This is a genomic window from Sphingobium sp. FW306-1B-F04DB (assembly GCF_058781925.1).
The window spans coordinates 17,714-32,347 of record NZ_JBYSXE010000012.1 but is presented as its reverse complement, the minus strand read 5'-3'; the positions used below and the strand labels follow the sequence as shown (position 1 = coordinate 32,347).

At 63.9% G+C, this 14,634-nt stretch carries 15 protein-coding genes; 7 read left to right on the top strand and 8 right to left on the bottom strand.

What is annotated here, in order from left to right:
- Nucleotide 1: 1 nt before the first annotated feature.
- Nucleotides 2–772, bottom strand: a complete 771-nt coding sequence (locus AC3WJD_RS08215; protein WP_492746114.1) for a phytanoyl-CoA dioxygenase family protein — start codon at nucleotides 770–772, stop codon at nucleotides 2–4.
- Between the two features lie 99 nt (nucleotides 773–871).
- Between AC3WJD_RS08215 and AC3WJD_RS08210 the strand changes: the two genes are divergently transcribed.
- Nucleotides 872–1,675, top strand: coding sequence for a helix-turn-helix domain-containing protein (locus AC3WJD_RS08210; RefSeq protein WP_492746113.1), 804 nt, complete (start codon nucleotides 872–874; stop codon nucleotides 1,673–1,675).
- A gap of 163 nt (nucleotides 1,676–1,838) precedes the next feature.
- Here the strand turns inward: AC3WJD_RS08210 and AC3WJD_RS08205 are convergent, their stop codons facing one another.
- The 7 genes from AC3WJD_RS08205 to AC3WJD_RS08175 all read right to left on the bottom strand — a co-directional run bounded on the left by AC3WJD_RS08205 (nucleotide 1,839) and on the right by AC3WJD_RS08175 (nucleotide 8,319).
- Nucleotides 1,839–2,276 carry a hypothetical protein gene (locus AC3WJD_RS08205; protein ID WP_492746112.1) on the bottom strand — a complete coding sequence of 146 codons (438 nt, stop codon included), beginning with the start codon at nucleotides 2,274–2,276 and terminating at the stop codon, nucleotides 1,839–1,841.
- 126 nt (nucleotides 2,277–2,402) lie between these two features.
- Nucleotides 2,403–3,449 (bottom strand): glutathione synthetase, encoded by a 1,047-nt coding sequence (locus tag AC3WJD_RS08200; protein ID WP_492746111.1) that lies wholly within the window; start codon nucleotides 3,447–3,449, stop codon nucleotides 2,403–2,405.
- A 13-nt stretch (nucleotides 3,450–3,462) separates the two neighbouring features.
- Nucleotides 3,463–5,331, bottom strand: a complete 1,869-nt coding sequence (locus tag AC3WJD_RS08195) for a peptidase MATCAP family protein (protein ID WP_492746110.1) — start codon at nucleotides 5,329–5,331, stop codon at nucleotides 3,463–3,465.
- Nucleotides 5,321–6,121, bottom strand: a complete 801-nt coding sequence (locus tag AC3WJD_RS08190; RefSeq protein ID WP_492746109.1) for an N-formylglutamate amidohydrolase — start codon at nucleotides 6,119–6,121, stop codon at nucleotides 5,321–5,323. Before AC3WJD_RS08190 ends, AC3WJD_RS08195 begins: the two co-directional genes overlap by 11 nt.
- A 251-nt stretch (nucleotides 6,122–6,372) precedes the next feature.
- Nucleotides 6,373–6,675, bottom strand: coding sequence for a plasmid stabilization protein (locus AC3WJD_RS08185; protein WP_492746108.1), 303 nt, complete (start codon nucleotides 6,673–6,675; stop codon nucleotides 6,373–6,375).
- Between the two features lie 540 nt (nucleotides 6,676–7,215).
- Complete coding sequence (locus AC3WJD_RS08180) at nucleotides 7,216–7,410, bottom strand: hypothetical protein (protein ID WP_492746107.1); 195 nt, start codon at nucleotides 7,408–7,410, stop codon at nucleotides 7,216–7,218.
- 129 nt (nucleotides 7,411–7,539) lie between these two features.
- On the bottom strand, nucleotides 7,540–8,319 hold the full coding sequence (locus AC3WJD_RS08175) for a hypothetical protein (protein ID WP_492746106.1): 780 nt from the start codon (nucleotides 8,317–8,319) through the stop codon (nucleotides 7,540–7,542).
- 184 nt (nucleotides 8,320–8,503) lie between these two features.
- Between AC3WJD_RS08175 and AC3WJD_RS08170 the strand changes: the two genes are divergently transcribed.
- The 6 genes from AC3WJD_RS08170 to AC3WJD_RS08145 are packed head-to-tail and all read left to right on the top strand — an operon-like array spanning nucleotide 8,504 to nucleotide 14,605.
- Entirely contained in the window at nucleotides 8,504–9,181 is a 678-nt protein-coding gene (locus AC3WJD_RS08170; protein WP_492746105.1) for a DUF4129 domain-containing protein, read from the top strand.
- Nucleotides 9,178–10,434 carry a hypothetical protein gene (locus AC3WJD_RS08165; protein WP_492746104.1) on the top strand — a complete coding sequence of 419 codons (1,257 nt, stop codon included), beginning with the start codon at nucleotides 9,178–9,180 and terminating at the stop codon, nucleotides 10,432–10,434. The genes AC3WJD_RS08170 and AC3WJD_RS08165 overlap by 4 nt, the downstream gene beginning before the upstream one ends.
- Nucleotides 10,431–11,387 carry an AAA family ATPase gene (locus AC3WJD_RS08160; RefSeq protein ID WP_492746154.1) on the top strand — a complete coding sequence of 319 codons (957 nt, stop codon included), beginning with the start codon at nucleotides 10,431–10,433 and terminating at the stop codon, nucleotides 11,385–11,387. The genes AC3WJD_RS08165 and AC3WJD_RS08160 overlap by 4 nt, the downstream gene beginning before the upstream one ends.
- A 2-nt stretch (nucleotides 11,388–11,389) precedes the next feature.
- Nucleotides 11,390–12,703 (top strand): DUF58 domain-containing protein, encoded by a 1,314-nt coding sequence (locus AC3WJD_RS08155; protein ID WP_492746103.1) that lies wholly within the window; start codon nucleotides 11,390–11,392, stop codon nucleotides 12,701–12,703.
- On the top strand, nucleotides 12,700–13,749 hold the full coding sequence (locus AC3WJD_RS08150) for a stage II sporulation protein M (protein WP_492746102.1): 1,050 nt from the start codon (nucleotides 12,700–12,702) through the stop codon (nucleotides 13,747–13,749). Before AC3WJD_RS08155 ends, AC3WJD_RS08150 begins: the two co-directional genes overlap by 4 nt.
- Nucleotides 13,727–14,605: an RDD family protein gene (locus AC3WJD_RS08145; protein ID WP_492746101.1), complete on the top strand. Its 879-nt coding sequence runs from the start codon at nucleotides 13,727–13,729 to the stop codon at nucleotides 14,603–14,605. Before AC3WJD_RS08150 ends, AC3WJD_RS08145 begins: the two co-directional genes overlap by 23 nt.
- Nucleotides 14,606–14,634 lie beyond the last annotated feature (29 nt).

Below are 14,634 nucleotides of genomic sequence, written 5' to 3'. Positions count from 1 at the left end.
TTCAGGCCCCGTCTTCTTCCCAGGCGAATTTGAAGGCCTCGCGCGTGGGATCGATGCCGGCGAGCATCATCCCCTGGCCGCGCGAGCTATGGCGCTCGTTCAACGGCTCATCCTCGGGATCGCGCATCTGGATCAGCAACGTTGTTCGCGGCTCGTTGGAGACATTGACGCCCGAGCCGTGGACGAGCAGGTAGTGCATGAAGATCGCATCCCCCGCTTTGGCAGGGATCGGCGTAGCGCCGGAGATCGGATAGCGCACTTCGGGCAGGTGATGGTCCTGCCCGATCGCCTCGAGCGGTCCCAATTTATGCGTGCCCGGATAGGCGCACACGCATCCCTTTTCCACCGGCGCCTCATCGAAATGGAGGATCACCGCGATCATCGAATGCCGGGCATGCGGGAAATAGGGGTAATCCTGGTGCATGGGGAATGGCGATCCGCGCTCGGGCGGCTTGATGAACATCTTGTTGTGATGCAGCTGCACGTTGGACCCGATGATGTCCTGCGCGATGCCCGTGATCCGCTCGTCGACGAGCAGCCGGGTGAACGCCGCCGACCGGAAATGCACGTCGTGAGAATGCGCGATCCGCGTCCCCTTTTCCTGCACGCTGCTCCAGGTGGCGTCGCTCGGACCCTGACGCTCCGCCAAGGCGTGCAGTTCGGCACGATAGCGTGCGGCTTCGGCCGGCGTCAGCAGGCCTTCGACGTGGATATAGCCATTGTCCTGGTAAAAATCATATTGAGATTTCGACAGGCGATTGAGCTTTTCCATTGCCAGGCTCTCCATGAAACTATTGTCGAACGATAGCTCTTCGATACTTTTGTGCAATTGGATTGGTTCGGACGTTCTGGTATATATTCGTACATGCGTATGATTTCCTGGCCGATAGCAGTCATTCCCGAAATCCGACTCGCCGGCAGATTTGATCTGGGCGACAAAGCGTTTGCAACGACCTATCGCGGCCAGTCGCACGCGCTGCACCTGCATAATTATGCGGCGCGGATGCGTCTGGGAGGGTCGCTGATCGAGCTCGCTCCCGGCGATGTCACCCTGAGCCCCGCATTCGGCGAAAGCGCCTATGATCTCGCCGCGCCGGGATCGCACTGGTGCATCCATTTCGCGCCCGTGCCGCCGGAAACGGTTCCCGCGATAAAGCTTCCGCTGCATATGCGGCTGGGTCCGGCCTCCGCGCCGATACGCGAGGCGATGGCCCATATTGCACGGGTCCGCGCGCACGCGGACGAAAGCGGGATCGGGCCGGCGGTCGCCGCGCTTGCGCTCCAGCAGCTGATACTCTCGCTTGCGGAACGCGCGACGCCGCAGCCGGCATCGTCCTTCGTCACCGATGCGGCTGACATCATCAACGAGCGCTTCGCTGAACCGCTGACAGTCCCCGCCATCGCCCGCGAGGTGGGGCGTTCACAAGCCCATCTCGCCCGTGCCTTTCGCGAGCGGTTCGGGATCACGATTCCCCACAGACTCCTCGAGCGGCGCGTCGAGCATGCTCGCTACCTCCTGCAGTCGACCGATTTGCCGATCTGGAGGATTGCTGAGCGCGTGGGCATCCCGGACGCCCATCACTTCAACAAGACGGTCAGGCGCTTCCTGGGGCAAAGTCCTACGGCAGTGAGAAGACGATCTGGATCAGCGGTGCTAATTGATCCTGATCGATAGAAGCGAGAGGTGCACTGCAGGCATTCGTGAGCCCGTATTTCCATCTTATCGGAGAACAGCCTCCATGCCATGACCGTGGAAGGTGACTCGCTCCCGCGGATTTTTGGGGAAGACTGGCGGATAAGGCGGCGCTACGATACGCCGCCCATCCGATGGCACGCGACTATTTCAGCTTGAGTTCTTGGTATTGCCGCGAGCCGAGCAGTTCGCGCATCGTTCCGCGTGCGCCGCTGGCGGCGTCCGCCTTGCGGTCGTCCTGCGCCAGCATCGCGTTAACCTTGTCGCTAAACGCTTCTTGCTGAGCTGTGGACTGGTAGTCCTTGTATTCGACGATGAGGATCAAGTCGGGCTCACCCTGGCGGGCGTGGTTGGTTGACAGCACGTGGTAACTGACGATCACCCCCTCCTTTTTGCCCATTTCCTGGATCTTTTTCCAGGTAGTTGCGAGGTAGTCCATATAGTTTTCGAACTGTCCCGGCAGGGTCTTGATATAGCTCGATTCCCAGATGGTGCCGGGCGTGTAGCTTGAATCCTGTGCAGTTGCCGGTGTTGGCGCAGCTAGCAATGCTGCCGCAACGATGATTGGTTTCATCAGTTTCATGTCACGCTCCTTCACTTCGCCACCTCGTGATGAGTTGGCCTCTCGTAATCTTCGCAGTGACTGATCTCGTCGCATTATCCGCGATATTATGGTTAACGGAAAGGGGTAATGAACTCGTGCTGCGGCCTACATCACCGCAAGCGTCCGATTGTCGAACTTGCCTGCGAACTCCCTGGCGATGTCGATCTTGCGCTCGATCGCCTCGATGATCGGTGTGTTGAAATTGACACCGGCAAGCTTGCTGCAGCTCTGGAGATTGCCGGGGCTGAAAACATTCACCTCCAGGATCTTGTCCCCGACAATGTCGATACCGACCAGAAACATGCCATCGGCGATCAGCTTCGGGCGGATGAGCTCGGCCACGCGCAGTTCCCGCTCGGTGATCTCGACCGATTCCGCCTTGCCGCCAGCATGGATGTTGCTGCGTATATCATCCTTCGAGCTGACGCGCCGGAGCGCTGCGAACTTCTTGCCTATGCGGAGTGGGCGGCCGTTCATGAGGAAAAGCCGTATATCCCCCTTTGCGGCGGCAGGCACATAGGCTTGGGCAATGATATAGCCGTCGCGCGTGATCGCCTCGATCATCTGGTTGATGTTCGAAGCGTTTTCCGAGCCCACCAGGAACACGCTCTGCCCGCCCGAGCCCTGAAGGGGCTTCAGGATGATCTTGCCGCCATGCTCCTTCGCGAACTGCTTTACGTCGCTTGCGAACTTGGTGATCAGCGTCTCGGCGCGTACAACTTCCGGAAAGGACTGGAAATAGAGCTTGTTGATGGCAAGCGACAGGCTGTCCGGATCGTTGAGGACGAGCACGCCGCGCGCCGCCGCCGCGCGTCCGAAAATGATGCCCGCCCCCTCCGCCCACGGCCTTGACTGGGCATCGAGCGAAGGGTCGTTGCGCAGCATCAGCACGTCGACCTCGCGCATGTCGATCGTCGCGGCCTCGTGCTCCGCAGCCTGAATCTGCTTGAAGAATTCGCTCGCCGTGCGCGCCTTTTTCGAAGGCGCGAACCGCGCGTGCACATGGAGCTCGTCCGCCGGGTTCAACATGAAGTCCCCTGGCGTGATATAGCAAACGCGATGGCCGCGGCGCGTTGCCTCATGCGCGAGCACCGTGGTGGTGTAACCGGCATGCTCTCGTTCCATGTCGTTCACGAAGAAGGCGATGAGCATGGTCGCTCTCCATTCAGATGAGTTGGGAGATCGAATTGAGCTTGCGCAACATGTCGATGCGCTCGGCCGCTCCATCGCGCGCCAGGAACTCGGGAATCGAACGCGCGGGCTTCATCAGGCCGCGCAATTCCAATTCCTCGACCACCGGGATATGGCGTGCCGCGATCTTGCCCGCCCAGAAGGGGGTCAGATCCTGCCCCCCGGCGAGCAGTGCGAGCACCTGGCTGAAGCCGCGAAGATAGATCGCATCCTTGGTCAATCCGCCCGAGCGGAAGATTCGCGCCACGATATTGAAGGCAATCCTGGGGCTGAACGCGTGGCCGTCCACAAGCAGCCGAAAGCAGTCGATGAAGCCGGCGCCCTTGAGCATTGCATCAACGATCACGACCCGGGCTGCCAGCAGCCGCAGCCGGGAGGCGGTCAATCCGCCTGACACCGCTTCCGCGAATACACCGAGCCCTTCCTGGACGCCCTCATAATCGGCGAGCCCCGTTCTGAAGAGCGCAAGGCCCTGTGCATCGCCATTTATACAGGTGAGCAGGTGCACCGAGACCTCGTGCTGCAGGAGCGCATCCAGTCGTGCCTTTCGCATGCGCGTGCTGCTGGAGATAAGGAGCGTGCGCCCCGTCACCATCAGCCCGGGAGCCAAATCATCGCGGATGCTGGTCCTTGCGATGAATTGGGGATCGCGCCTGCGATAGCGGCGGATCAGCGAACGCGCGCTTTCCCGGATCAGCGCAGCATCGGCCATGGCCGGCCTGTCCGCCGCGTTCCCCCGAGCGGGTCGGGCGAGAATGGCGCTGGCAGCGCTTAGAAGTTCCGGCTCCACCGCCCCGTAGAGCATGAGCGAGGCATAGCGAAAGGCGGGCGTGTTTCGATAATGCAGCATGGTGAGCTGCTGATCGAGCTCATGACGCTTTTCGGCGAACAGGGTCTCGAGCACCGGATCCTCGGCGCGCCTCAGGTCGATGGCATAGAGTGCACGCTTGGCAAGGTCCGGGTCGACCGGCAGCGGACGGTAGCGAAAGACCGGCTCGACCTCATATCCCGACGCGCTGAACTGCTCGAACGCCTCGATGCTGTTGACCGGCGAAACCCCGAGAAGGAAGTCGTACGAGGTCGCGATCTTCAAAAGCTTGCGGTCGATCGAGCGCGCAGCGAACACAAAGGTGCTCCGCCCGAACGCCCGATGCGAGGCCGGGGTCGCCAGCCCGGCTTCCATTGCAAAGGCGCGGCATGCCTGAAGCAGTGCATCGAACATCGCGACCGACAGGTCATGGAGCAGCTGCGGATAGACTGCGGGCTTGCCTGGAATGCGATAGTTTTGGGGCAAGCCGAGCGAGATGTGCGAAATATGGGCGTTCTCTGACACGAGGCGCTCGACGCCCGGCTCGAACCATGCGCGCGACACATGCTCGACCGCGCATTGCCGCGTGTCAGCCTCTATCCTGCCAAGCGCGTCTGCAATGCAGGCGGCGGCCGTCTGCCCCGGAGCATCGTCCGACGCACTCAGCCGGCACTGGAATCGCTCGAGCCGAGGTGCTTCTTCTTCAAGTTCCTCATCGCGTGGCAGGTCATAGAGCGAAACGATGAGTAGTTGGTGCCGCGCGATGCGGACCCGTTCATTGATCGTCGCGATGATTTCCAGCGCGTCGGTATCCCCTGGCGGGCTCCAGAGGAGATAGGCTGGGCTGAGGCTCGCGATCGCGCCGGCAAGGCTGCTGGGGTCACGGCACTCCTGCCGGCACAGCATCAGGAAGGGAAGCGGGCGATCGAGATGCGCGCGACCGCCACCCGCAATCGGGATGCGAAATGCATCTGCCTGCGCGCGCTCGGCAATCGGGGAGACCGCATCCTGCAGGGCCGGCGCACTAGCGACCATGGATGAGCTCCCTTGATGTTGCCGCGACATGGTCGATGAATTCGCGCATATGACCGAGCGCGGTGCGATCGGGCACGCCGGTCCATTCATCCATGTAGAATTTCTTGAACTCGATCGCGATCGCGCATCCCGTCATCGCGAACTTGCGATGGACGAAGCGTGCGAGTTCGCCCTTGCCCTGGAACGCGACATTCTCGCGAACATCGAGCCGGCGTCCTCCAAAATCGAATGCGCGCATCGCCTTGAGGAGGGGATCGAGCAGCCATGCCCAATGATCGCGGGGCATCGAGAATGTCCCGATATTGATATCGGGCGCCTCAACCTGCGGGGCTGCCCGGTTCGGCCCCCCGCGCATATGATTGTAGCTATGCACATCGAGAAGCACGAACAGCCCATTTTCGGTCGCAATGTCCTCTAGCAGATGCCTCATCATGGCATAGAAACGGTCATGGATGACAAGCGATCGTCGGACGACGTCCTCCGGCAGCACGTCCCGCCAGACACTGAGCCCCCAGGCCTGATCCGGCCTCAGATACACAGCGTCTTCGCGCGGACGGTTGAGGTCGATCTCGAAACGCGACAGTCCGGCAATGACATGGGTGGGCACGCCTTCGATCGCCTGGCCGGTAAACGGGTCCTCTTCGCGCAGGCGATCCGCTTCCCCTAGCGCAATGGCCTGCCGCACCCCGGGGCGAAGACCATGCCCGTCATGGATCGCGGTCGCGATGACGGGGCCTTCGCCGCGCTGCACCCGCCACCATGGAGGCTCCACATGCTCTGCCTCGATCACGCTCGTTCGCCAAGGTTGTTATGAAAAAGCAACAATCTGCGTCCCAAATGGTTGCAGCCCTGGCGCCGCGCCGGTCAGCGAGAGCGACACGGAACCGGCGCACGGATCACCTGGCAGCAGAGGGTGTCGCGTCCCGGGCGAGAACGCGGAAGAGCAGGGTGGCCGCTTCAAAGGCGTTCCGTTGCGGATGGCGCTACTTCGATATCGCCAAGGTGGTTGCTCAACCCGCGCAGGCGCAGCTGCCTGGTCTGTTACGCGTTGCCGCGCCGGCGCCGCGTTTCCCAACCCTTTTTCGCCGCGGCTGATCGATCGGCTGCACTGCGGCTTGCGGAAGCCCCGCCCTTGCGACCACCGCGCCGCGAAGATTCATGGCTCTCCTTCTTGCCCCGGCCAGAGCCTGATTTCTTGCCGCCGCCCGATTCCTTGTTGACCGTCGCCCAGGCCCTGCGCTCAGCTTCCTTGTGCGAGACGCCGCGCGTCTCATAACCTTCCTCGATATGCTCGGCCTTGCGCTTCTGCTTGTCGGTATAGCTGCTCTTGTCACCGCGAGGCATGTCGGATCTCCTTGGCCCCTCGTACTGAACACAACGCGACCGGAGGGCCGAGGTTGCCATGGCCGCCTCGCCCGACACACCCAGACGCGCAGGCTCCTGAAGCCGGGGCGAGAGCTGTCGGCCTGCCGGCTACATGTGCACGCTGCTTCCTTTTGAATTCGGCCCTCGTGACAGCAAACGCCCGCAAAGTCAGCGCCCCTCCCTCATTGCCTGAAAGCCGGCATCCATTAATGAAGCTGCGGGATGATCGTAGCAGGCGATGGAAAGCCCCTCATTTACTCCCGCATCAAAACCCAAAAGGCGTGCGACTGCCGTCCGCAACTAGGCGCAGTACGGACCCGTAGACCTCATCGACTTTAGACTGCTGGCCAACCATCGCTAAAACCATCGAAACTGGTGCGGGGCCAACTGTCGATGATCGATCTTATCATGGCGCTTCGGCGCCGACGGTTGCTCCTTCAGTTTCGCGCCTCGCCCGATCATGTCGTGCATATTTTCGAACGCCCGGGCGAATGCCTAACGTCGGCCGATCTTGACCGGCTAATCGGCCAGTGCCGCACGGTGGTGCGCGCCTGCCTCGGTGGCCGCGATCTCGATTACGGCCTGTTCGCCACCGACAGCAACGCCTGGTCGCGCAGCGTCATCACGTTCGTCTGCCGCAGTGGCGACGGGGCGCCCGTCGCCTTCAACGCCATGCCCCAGCTCGCGGTCACGCGTGCGGGGCGCGAGGAGCATGTCCTCCACTTGGGGCTGGTGAGACTTCGGACCGCTCCGATCGGTTTGCCAACGGCGCCGATCTCGGCCCATCGAGGGCGAGCGCCCGTCAACTGCAAGGCGACGGCGCGCCCCCTCGAAGGTTTGAAATCAGGCGAACACGTCTGCCAGCGCCTCTCCCCGCGGGCCGTCTTTCCAATCGCGCAACGAGACATAGAGGCTGGTCTGCACCGTACCCCACAGCGCACTCGTAATTGTTCCCGTCACCGCAGACAGGACGATGTACCAGATCGGCATGTGGCCGCTGGCCAGCGCCCCCATGGCTGACTGGAAGCCGAATGCGAACATCACTACGCCGGCGATTGCCGAGAGGATCCAGAATAGGACCAGCAACAACAGCATCAGGCCGAATATCTTCCATCGCGCGCCCTTGGTGAGAAAGCGGCTGCGGCTGAAGGCGGCGAAGACGCCGATATCCTCGCTGACCAACGCGGGCGTTGCCACAGACCACATCATGAGCAGAATGATGCCCGGCACGAACAGCAGTACGAAGCCGATGCTGATCCCCAATGTCATCAGGATCGCGAGGCCGACGAGCGGTACGGCCTTGGATAGGCCGACCGAGACGCTTTCGCCGAACGTTGCCCGCTCCCCGTCCGCATAGGCTGTGGCCGTACGAACAAGCGCGCCCTGCACCAACGAACTGCACAGCATGAAGACGACCAGCGAGCCCAGCGAGATGAAGGTGGTCGCCAGTACATTGGCGGCGGCGCCCGCCTGCAGGCTCGATTGGAGGAAATAGGTGTAAAGTAGCTGCGGCAACGCGCCGAAAAGAAAGGCGATGCCGAATGTCGCGATCGGATTGTCACCCATCACGCCGAAGGCGCGGCTCAGGATCACGCCGATCGAAACCGGCTTGTCCTCGTTCATAACGACAGTGGTTGCCATGTGAATCTTCCCCCCTTCCTTAAATACCCCTTTGCGTTTGTTGGCTTAATTCGTTCCGCGTGTCACTAGTGCGTGTGATTCGTGGGGCGGCTTGCGGGCGGATGGCATTGCGCTAGTGTCGGCGCGGGACAGGGGGCTGGAACGGATGCGGGGGGATGCAGGAGCGTTGGACGAGCGGCTCGTCGCCGCGCATGGCGCGCTGCGCGAAGGCGGCGACGTGCAGTTCACCATGGCGCCTGCCGCCGGTCCGACGCCGCCACCGGCATGGCTGCAAGCGCTGGGTGAGTGGCTGGAACGGGTGCTGGCGCCCATCGGTCGCTTCCTGCACTGGATCGGCAGCTTCATGCCGGACGCACCCTATGCCCGCATCATCCTGTGGACGATGATTGCGGTTACCGTGCTGTTCCTGTTGTGGATGATCCAGGATCGCATTCGCCATGGCGAATGGGGCCTGCCACGGTTGCGCCGCCGTCGCACGGCAGCGTCGGTCGCGACTGACGAAGACAGGAGCTGGGCGCCCGAGGCCGCGCCAGCACGCGCCTGGCTGCAGGAGGCCGACGCGCTGGCGGCACAGGGCCAGTATGGCGAGGCCGTGCACCACTTGCTTCTGCGCAGCGTCGAGGATCTGTCGCGTCGTCGCCCGCAGGTCGTGCGCCCCGCGCTCACAAGTCGCGACCTTGCCGGCGCGGAGGGCATCCCGCCCGCACCACGACGCCTGTTCGCCGAGATTTCCGCCGTCGTCGAACGCAGCCTGTTTGGCGGCAGCACCGTCGGTGCCGAGCAATGGTCGCGCTGCCGTGCCGCCTACACCGATTTCGCCCAAGCGCGGACCTGGAAGGCATGAGCGACGTCGCGATCAGAGGGCAGGCGGACGGCGCGCTCTTTCGTGGCCGGACCGTGGGCCTGCTGCTCGCGATGGGGCTCCTCGGCTTTGTCGGCATGCTGGTGCTGGGCGCATACGCCCCTGACCTGCGCTCGGGCCGTAACGGCGGGGCACATGCGCTCTCCAACGCCGCGACCGGCTTCAGCGCGCTGGTCGCGCTGGGAGAGGCGACGGGCCGCAATCCCCGGATCGTGCGCAATTCCCGCGAGTTCGGCACCGAGGACCTGCTGGTGGTGACGCCCGAACATGCCGCCACCAACATCAGCGATGCGCTCCAGGGGCGGCAGCAGAAGCCGACATTGTTCATCCTGCCCAAATGGGTGGTGACGGCCGATCCCGATCGCAAGGGCTGGGTCCGCAAGTCCGGGCTGGTCACGCTGTCCGAGCCGATCGGCGTGCTGGCGCCCGGCTACCGCTTCAGGATGAAGCAGTACCGGACGAAAGGCGACGCTCTGATGTCCGCGGACGTGTCGCCGGAGATCCGCTTCCGCGCACCCCGGGACCTGCAGGTCATCACCGGCATAGAAACCGATCCGACGCGGATGAATGATCCCGACTATCGCGCCGACGTGGCGATCGAGCCGCTGGTTGTCGACAGGCAGGGCGGCATCGTCCTAGCCCAGATAGGTAGAGGGCCGCTCTTTGTGCTGGCGGACCCGGATCTTCTCAACAATATGGGCATGAAGGATGTTGGCCAGGCCGCCTCCGCGCTCGCGCTGATCGACTGGTTGAACTCCAATCCGCCCGAGGGGATCGCCTTCGACGTGTCGTTCAATGGCTTCGGCCATTCGCGCAGTCCGCTGAAGCTAATCTTCGAGCCGCCTTTCCTCGCCATGACGCTGACCATCGCCGCGGCGCTGTTGCTGCTTGGCGTGCAGGCCTTCGGCCGGTTTGGGCCGGTGCGCCCGCGCGAGCGCGCCATCGCCTTCGGCAAGACGGCGCTCGTCGATAATAGCGCCGCACTCGTGCGCAAGGCAGGACGCGAGAGGAACATGGGCGCGCGTTATGCCTCCGTCGTGCGGGAGCAGGCGGCGCGGGTCTTCGGCGCGCCTGGCCGGCTCCGCGACGGTGCGCTCGAAGACTATCTCGATGCCTTGAAAGGACCGCATCGGTTCTCCGACTTGGCACGGGCGGCGGAGGCGGCGGGAGACCGCCAGGCGATGTTAGACGCGGCGCAGGCGCTGCACGCATGGAAAGGGGAGAAGATCAGGTGACGGTTGAAGAAGTCCAGGCGCTGGCCGCCAGCATCCGGCAGGAAGTCGCACGCGCCGTTGTCGGCCAGGAGGCGACGGTGGAGCTGATGCTTGTCGCCTTGCTCTCGGGGGGTCACATCCTGCTCGAAGGGCCGCCGGGCACGGCCAAGACACTGCTCGCCCATAGTTTCGCGCGGGCCGTCGGGCTCGGCTTCGGGCGCATCCAGTTCACTCCGGACCTGATGCCGGGCGACATCATCGGCGCCAACCTTTTCAACTTCCAGACCAGCCAGTTCACGCTGACCCATGGCCCGATCTTCACCGAGTTGCTGCTCGCCGACGAAATCAACCGCACCCCGCCCAAGACCCAGGCGGCGCTGCTGGAGGCAATGCAGGAACGCACCGTCACCATCGACGGTGAGAGCCTGGCGCTGAGCGAGCGGTTCATGGTGGTGGCGACGCAGAACCCGATCGAGCAGCAGGGCGTCTATCCGCTGCCCGAAGCCCAGCTCGATCGCTTCTTGTTCAAGCAGTCCGTCGACTATCCCGCCGCGGACGAGGAACGCAAGATAATCGCCACCCATGGCGCGCGGACAGGTGCGATGGTGCCGGAAGACTGGGGTGTGGTCCCGGTTGCGGATGCCGCGCGGATCGGCACCGCCATCGCGACAGTGGCGCAAGTGCGCCTGGTTGACGAGGTGGTCGACTATATCCTCGCGCTGATCCGGGGCACGCGCGACGTTGCGGACCTGGAAAGCGGCGCTTCGCCGCGCGCCGGCGCCATGCTGGCCGGTGCGGCGCGCGCGCGGGCGGCGATAGATGGGCGAGAATTCGTGATCCCCGATGATGTGAAGGCGCTTGCGCCGGCGCTGCTGCGCCATCGCCTTATTTTGTCGCCGGCGGCCGAGATCGACGGCCGGATGATTGAGGACGTGGTGACGGGCATCATTGAGACGATCGAGGCGCCGCGCTGAGGATGATCTATCCCACACGCACGGCCATACTTTGTACAGCTGCGGGCGCTCCCCTGGCGTTGCTGGTCGCGCTCGTCGTGCCGGGGCGCTGGTACGCGGCGCTGGCCTGGCCACTCGCGGTGCTCGCGCTGACGCTGATCGACGGGTTGCGGGGGTCGCGCCCCGGCAAGGCGGTCGCGCGGCTTGACGTCCCGCGTCGGGCCGATGTGGGGGCGGATGTCACTGCGACCTTGCACGTCGAGATCGCGGGGAGGTCGCCTCCCTCCAGTGTCCAGTTTGCGCTGCGGACCGACCGACTGATGGGGCAGGCCGACGATATTGCCTGGCTCGACCTCGACGCTGGCAAGGGGGCGGGATTGGTACCTCTGCATGCCGCCCGGCGGGGGACTGCGCACGTCGACCAGGCGTGGTTGCGCTGGCGCGGGCCGCTCGGTCTCGTCTGGAAGCAATGCATCCTGCCGCTCGACAAGACAATCGCGATCCTGCCCGATGTCCGGCCGGTGCATGAGCGGGGCGCGCAAATCTTCCAGCGTCACGCCGTCCAGGGACTTATTGCGCAGATCGACCGAGGCGATGGCGCCGATTTCGACGCGCTCGTCGAATTCCGTTCCGGCATGGACCGACGTGCGATCGACTGGAAACAATCGGCCCGCCACATCAAGCTGCGCGCCAAGGAATATCGGACGGAGCGCAACAACCAGATCGTCTTCGCCGTCGACAGCGGCCGGCAGATGTCGGAGCCGGTCGCCGGGCTCACGCGGCTGGACTGCGTCGTCTCCGCCATGCTGCTGACCGCCTGGGTTGCGCTGAAGCTCGGCGACCGGGTCGCGCTCCACGCCTTCGATTCCCGACCGCGCATCGCCAGCGGCCTGGTGTCGGGCGCGGCCGCCTTCGGCGAGCTTCAGCAGCTGGCGGCACGGATCGACTATAGCGGCGAGGAAACCAACTATACCCATGCGCTGACGACGCTTGCTGCTCGGCTGACGCGCCGGTCGATGATCGTGCTGTTCACCGAGTTCACCGACCTTACCTCAGCCGAGTTCATGGTTCGCGCTGCCGCCCGGTTGGTGGAGACGCACCTGTTGCTGGTGGTCGTGCTGCGCGATGAGGAGCTGGAAGCGATCGTCGACCGTCCGCCCGTGACAGCCGACGATGTGACCCGGGCCGTCACCGCCGCCGCGCTGTTGCGTGACCGGCTGATGGTCCTCACCCAACTGCGCCACCTCGGAGTGCATGTGATCGAGAGTGAACATGATCGAGTTTCCGATCGGCTGGTCCAAGGCTATTTCGACCTGAAGCGGAAGAACCTGCTGTGAGCGCCCTCGTCGATTTCCGCGCTGGCGGGGCCGCGCCGCTGGTCAATGCCAGCCGCTTCCGCGCAGCGCACGAGGCGGATTGGGAGCGGTTGGATCAGCTGTTGACACGGATGGAACGGCGGTCGGTCCGCGCGCTCGACGACGACGACATACTCGCCCTGCCGCTGCTCTACCGCTCGGCGTTGTCTGCACTGTCCGTTGCGCGCGAGACGTCGCTAGATCGCGGGCTTGTTACCTATCTGGAGCAGCTCTGCACCCGCGCTTATTTCCAGCTCTACGGTGTGTCGACCTCGCTTCCCCGGCAGCTTGCCCGCTTCCTCGGCTCGGGCTGGCCGCTGGCGGTGCAGGCACTCTGGCGCGAGACGCTGGCGTGCCTCCTGCTCACCTTTGCGGGCATGGTTGCCGGCTACCTTCTGGTGGCCCATGATCCATCCTGGTTTTACAGCATCATTCCGGATGCTATGGCATCCGGCCGCGACCCTTCAGCCAGCGCGGGGGCGCTACGCGCGACCATCTACGGCAAACAGGAAGGCGACGGCATGCTCGCCACCTTTGCAGTCTTTCTCTTTACCCATAACAGCCAGATCGCGATCTTCGCCTTCGCGCTCGGTTTTGCCTTCACCGTGCCGTCCGTCTTGTTGCTCGTCTATAATGGCCTTACTCTCGGAGCCATGGTCGCAGTATTCGCGACTAAAGGGCTGGGCTTCGGCTTCATAGGCTGGTTGACCATCCATGGGTCGACCGAGATATTCGCGATCATTATCGCCGGCGCAGCGGGAATGCGGATCGGCACGGCCCTCGCCTTCCCGGGCCGCGAGGCGCGGACGGAGGCTGCGGTTCGCGCCGGGCGCAGCACGGCGCTCGCCATGGTGGGGGTAGTGTGCATGCTCCTGGTCGCCGGCCTGTTGGAGGGCATCGGGCGGCAGACGGTGCAGGCCGACGGCCTGCGCTACGGCATCGGCATCGCCGCGCTCGCCGGCTGGCTCTGCTATTTTTATCTGCCCCGTCGCAGGGAAAACTCCGATGCGCTGGCCCTTTCGCGCTAGACGGGACCGCACGCCTGCGTCGCTCCGACGCACCTTCGTGACGCCGGAGGGCGTCGACCTGCGGCTGGAACTGGGCAGCGCCGGCGCCCGAGCGGCCGCCTTCCTGCTCGATGCGATCATCATTCTTGTCTTTATGATCAGCAGCACTGTGGCGCTGGCCTGGGTGTATAGGTCGGGGGGCGGCGATGAAGTCGCGCAGATCCTGTGGCTCGTCGGCTTCTTCGTGCTGCGAAACGGCTGGTTTACCCTGTTCGAGATCGGTGGGCGTGGTGCCACGCCGGGCAAGCGTCTTGTCGGTCTACGCGTGGTGGCCCGCGACGGCGGTCGCCTCACGGGCGGGGCGGTGGTGGTTCGCAATGCCATGCGGGAGATCGAGGTGTTCCTGCCGCTCTCCTTTCTCGCGATGCAGGCGGCACAAGGGGTAGCCGATAGCTTCCTTATACTGTTTGCCTTGCTGTGGAGCGGCATATTCCTCCTTTTTCCGCTGTTCAACCGTGATCGGCTCCGCGTTGGCGACCTGCTCGCCGGCACCTGGGTCGTGAATGACGTGCGCGGGCGCCTAGGCGCTGATCTTTCGGCGACTTCCGCCGAAAAATCGCGCCGCGTGTTCAGCGAGACGGCGCTGGACCTTTACGGCATATACGAACTGCAGACGCTGGAGGAGGTGCTGCGCAAGGGGCGGGAGGACGCCATCGCGACGGTCGCCGCCGCCATTCGGCGCAAGGCCGATATCCCCGACGACGGCGACGATTTCGGCTTCTTGTCTGATTACTACATCGCGCTGTGCGTCCGGCTGGAGCGCAGCATGTTGGTCGGCCGCCGCCGTGCGGACAAATATACTGCGTCGTCGCGATAAAACCGGTCCGCTCCGGGGTCGTGAGCTGC

Excerpts from the sequence above, each read along its gene's own strand:
- AC3WJD_RS08215 (WP_492746114.1), bottom strand. The coding sequence starts at position 772 with ATGGAAAAGCTCAATCGCCTGTCGAAATCTCAATATGATTTTTACCAG.
- AC3WJD_RS08210 (WP_492746113.1), top strand. The coding sequence starts at position 872 with ATGATTTCCTGGCCGATAGCAGTCATTCCCGAAATCCGACTCGCCGGC.
- AC3WJD_RS08205 (WP_492746112.1), bottom strand. The coding sequence starts at position 2,276 with ATGAAACTGATGAAACCAATCATCGTTGCGGCAGCATTGCTAGCTGCG.
- AC3WJD_RS08200 (WP_492746111.1), bottom strand. The coding sequence starts at position 3,449 with ATGCTCATCGCCTTCTTCGTGAACGACATGGAACGAGAGCATGCCGGT.
- AC3WJD_RS08195 (WP_492746110.1), bottom strand. The coding sequence starts at position 5,331 with ATGGTCGCTAGTGCGCCGGCCCTGCAGGATGCGGTCTCCCCGATTGCC.
- AC3WJD_RS08185 (WP_492746108.1), bottom strand. The coding sequence starts at position 6,675 with ATGCCTCGCGGTGACAAGAGCAGCTATACCGACAAGCAGAAGCGCAAG.
- AC3WJD_RS08180 (WP_492746107.1), bottom strand. The coding sequence starts at position 7,410 with ATGCTCCTCGCGCCCCGCACGCGTGACCGCGAGCTGGGGCATGGCGTT.
- AC3WJD_RS08175 (WP_492746106.1), bottom strand. The coding sequence starts at position 8,319 with ATGAACGAGGACAAGCCGGTTTCGATCGGCGTGATCCTGAGCCGCGCC.
- AC3WJD_RS08165 (WP_492746104.1), top strand. The coding sequence starts at position 9,178 with ATGAGCGACGTCGCGATCAGAGGGCAGGCGGACGGCGCGCTCTTTCGT.
- AC3WJD_RS08155 (WP_492746103.1), top strand. The coding sequence starts at position 11,390 with ATGATCTATCCCACACGCACGGCCATACTTTGTACAGCTGCGGGCGCT.
- AC3WJD_RS08145 (WP_492746101.1), top strand. The coding sequence starts at position 13,727 with ATGCGCTGGCCCTTTCGCGCTAGACGGGACCGCACGCCTGCGTCGCTC.